Here is a 3,439-nt window from a genome sequence, read left to right on the forward strand (position 1 = left end):
TGCTGCTGGTGCAGCCGCGAGGTGTCCTGCTCGTAGAACACGTAGTCGGCCGTCGCGGTGCCCATCCAGGTGCCGCATAGGCCCCCGACGACCATGTCGTGCGACATCAGGGTGATCGCTCGACCACGCTGCTTCCCCAGCCTTCTGCACATCTCAGCCAGGTCAAACGGCTCAGGCAGATCCAACGCGGCAACCAACGCCTCGCACTCGCGGCGTGCCTGGTCGCGGTTCATCGCCGCTCCCTGCCGCAGGGCGCCGGCCTGGTGGGCCGCTCGAGGTTAAGGGGTGCTACTCGGTGCTGCCGGACATCTTCTCGGCCGGCGGTAGCCCTTCGACCTGGCGCACACGGTCGATCATGCTCATGACCAGTTCGATGCTCTCCGGCGGCAGGCCGACAGCCATCAACGCGACGTCCTGAACGCCCGCGTGCTGCAATGCCGCGATCATCTTGAGCTTCTCGTTGGTCTCGGCGGTGCTCTCGTGTGCGTCGAAGTAGGACAGCGGCACCTCGAAGAACTTCGCCAGCGCCTGCACCGCGTCCATCATCGGGTTCGTACGTGCGCCGGTCACGAGCTGGGAGAGGTACCCGATCGACATGCTCGGGCCGCCCTGTGCCTCGATCGCGGAAAGCACCTCGCGGTAGGAGTAGCGCTTGCCGTCGGGCCTGCGCTTGTTCTCGAACAGGTACTGCAGCCGCTTGGCGATCACGCCGGGGTCCCCCGAGGGCGCAGCCTGCGGCGGCGTTGTGTCGCTGCTTGGTTCGCTGGTCGGGCCCGCGCTCTGTTCGCTCATCGCTCGCCTCTTCCAGTCCGGCCACTCGGCGCCGCAGGGTCGGCCTTGGTGAACGATCCCTGCCCATTTCAGCTTACCTCGCTCATTCGGGTTGACACGTGCGCTTGGAGTGATCGTAAGGTGACGTTAGGTAGTTTGCATAGATGAACAGTTGGCCCAGTGGGAGCGAAAGCTGTATCGCAGCAGCTAGTAGCTAGGGCGCTGTTCTCGCCGATTGAGACCGGAAGTCAGGTGAGCGACATGCTCGGAAGCGTTATGCACCAGGCCGTCCACCAGCTGTTTATCGCTGGTGGTGGGTTGATCCCCGATCCGGCGCCCGCGCCGCCCGACGGGGCAGGCGCGCTGGTGACCCTGCTGTCGTGGGTCAAGTGGGGCGCGTTGATCTGCTGCGCCGGGGCCGCCGTCATGGCCGGCGGAATGATCGCGTTGGGCAACACCTCACGCCGCGCCGAGATGGCCGAGCGCGGCAAAGTGACGCTGATCTGCTCAGTGATCGGCGCGGTTGTCATCGCAGTGGCCGGAACGCTGATCACCTCTTCTTACGGCCTGGGCTAGGCCCGCCTCCGTCCACAGGTGCGTTACCGCCACTTGGAGTCACAATGCGTAACTTTACTGGCACTCGGCGCGTCCTCCCGACCATCCTCGCCGTGACCGCTCTGCTCGTCATCGGCGTTGTCGCGATCTCGCTGCTCGCCACCCGTCGCGGGCACAGCGAGGCGAGCCCGACGAGGCCATCCCCGACCCCGTCGACGTCACCAGTTCCCATCCCGTCCGGTGCCATTACCCTCGTCCAGGGCGCGCGGCTCGCCGACGGCGTTGAGATCGGCTATCCGCACACCACCGTTGGTGCGGTCAGCGCCGCAGCGGAGTATCTCGATGCGGTCGCCTCTACCCTCGACCCGGACTACGCCGCATCGGTGATGCGCATCGCCGGCGACCCAGCCAACACCTCATTGCCGACGAATCTCGCCACGAGCACGGTCAAGCTGCGCGCCGCGCTGCAACTGCCCACTAGCGGGCCCCTAGAGCCGCCGACGACGTTCCAGACCACGGCACAGATGTACCAGTTGCGAGGCGTCTCCGCGGATGAGGTCCTAGTGCTGCTGCTGACCGACAGCACGTTCATCAACGCGCGCGGCGGGACGGCTCAAACCACTGGCGTCTTTCCGATACAGATGCGGTGGACCGACGGGGACTGGAAACTTCGCGCTGTCGGCCACACGGGGCAGGACTATTCCGGACTGGCCGCTACTCCCGACACCCGGGCTGCAGCCAGTCAGGGCTGGCTCCCACTGATTGCAGCAACAGGCGGCACGTCGTGACCGCGGCCGTGGGGCTCGTCCAAACCGGCCCAGGTACAGGCTGCCTCGACGGCAATCTCAGCCAGTGCTGGACCGACGTAGTCAGCCTGCCCGGCAAGGCGGTGGGATCGCTCAGCTCGGCGGCGGGATCCGCGGTCGGTGGCGTGGTTGGGGATGCGGCTTCCTCCGCGTGGCAGTCGATATGCCATTCGTTCGCCGACGCGTTCACTCAGGTGTTGCAGTGGTTCGGCGGGGTGTTCGCTTCCATGCCGGACCCGGATCTCGGCTCGATCCGAGGTGTGTATGCCGTCACCCTGACGCTCGGCATGATCGTCGCGCTCTTACTTCTGGTGATGCAGGCCGGGGCGGTGCTCTGGTCTCGCTCCGGCGCTCCGCTCGCCCACGCGGTGAGCGGCGCGGCCAAGGCGGCGCTCGCCTCGCTGTTGACTTTGGCCGTTGCAGCGCAGTTGATGAAGGCATCCGACCAGCTCGCCGCGTGGATCACAACGGCCAGCGGCACGAGCATGGATGGCTTCTCGCAACGGCTGACCGCGCTCCTGGCGCTCAGTGCGACGTCCAGCACCACGATCCCGTATGTCCTGCTACTGATGTTCGGGCTGCTCGGCATCGTCTTGGTGCTGTTGCTGTGGTTCGAGCTGGTGCTGCGCAACACAGTGTTCTGTGTTCTCGTGGCGACGGCGCCAATCGCGGCCGCCGGCCAGATCGGCAGCGCGACCGGCGAGTGGTGGCGCAAACTCGTCAAGGCCGGGGTCCAGCTCGCGATCCTCAAACCGGTGATCGCCCTGGTCTTCGTCCTCGGATTCGACACCGCCGGCAACGCCAGCGGCATCACCGGTCTGGTTTCCGGGATGGCCGTGCTGTTCATGGCCGTGTTCGCCTGGCCCGCGATCGCCCGATTCTTCACCTTCACCTCCGCGGCGATGGGTGGCGCCATGGGCTTGGGCGCACTGGTGGGCGCGGTGGCCAACCGAACCTCCAGTGGCGGAGCCGGGATAGATCCCGCCGCTTTCGGCCAGTTCTCCGAGCGCCAGGCCATGTCGGCCAACGCGGCCCGCGGCGCCGGCGCTAGCTCAGCTGGTGCTGCCGCCGGTGGGGCCGGGGCCGCTGGAGCGGGAGCAGCAGCGGCTGGGGCAGTTGCTGGGCCCGCGGGCATCGCGGTCGCCGCGCTCCAGTCGCTGCACAAGACCATCAACGCGGTGGCCTCACGAATGGAACAGCAGGCCGGGCACGCCGGGCTGGACGGTGCGAACCCGACTGCCTACCCCGGCGGCTACCCCTCGTACGGGTCGGCACGCATCCCCCACACGTCAGCGTCCTCCCCGTCC

At 67.1% G+C, this 3,439-nt stretch carries 4 protein-coding genes and 1 pseudogene; 3 read left to right on the forward strand and 2 right to left on the reverse strand.

Going from position 1 to position 3,439, the window contains the following annotated elements:
- Together VFA16_RS04250 and VFA16_RS04255 are read right to left on the reverse strand one after the other, a co-directional pair.
- Window positions 1–233: pseudogene (locus tag VFA16_RS04250) on the reverse strand (hypothetical protein); the annotation flags it as partial.
- 55 nt (window positions 234–288) lie between these two features.
- A complete protein-coding gene (locus VFA16_RS04255) occupies window positions 289–792 on the reverse strand; it encodes a hypothetical protein (RefSeq protein ID WP_324966611.1) in 504 nt (167 codons plus the stop codon).
- 240 nt (window positions 793–1,032) lie between these two features.
- Here VFA16_RS04255 and VFA16_RS04260 point away from each other — a divergent pair, with 240 nt between their 5' ends.
- The 3 genes from VFA16_RS04260 to VFA16_RS04270 all read left to right on the forward strand — a co-directional run.
- Complete coding sequence (locus VFA16_RS04260; protein WP_324966612.1) at window positions 1,033–1,347, forward strand: hypothetical protein; 315 nt, start codon at window positions 1,033–1,035, stop codon at window positions 1,345–1,347.
- 92 nt (window positions 1,348–1,439) lie between these two features.
- Window positions 1,440–2,114 (forward strand): hypothetical protein, encoded by a 675-nt coding sequence (locus VFA16_RS04265; protein ID WP_324966613.1) that lies wholly within the window; start codon window positions 1,440–1,442, stop codon window positions 2,112–2,114.
- The coding region (locus tag VFA16_RS04270) for a hypothetical protein (protein ID WP_414687639.1) at window positions 2,111–3,439 on the forward strand (1,329 nt) is incomplete at its 3' end. The genes VFA16_RS04265 and VFA16_RS04270, both read left to right, overlap by 4 nt.

This window comes from Mycobacterium sp. (assembly GCF_035653355.1).
Classification (GTDB): domain Bacteria; phylum Actinomycetota; class Actinomycetes; order Mycobacteriales; family Mycobacteriaceae; genus Mycobacterium.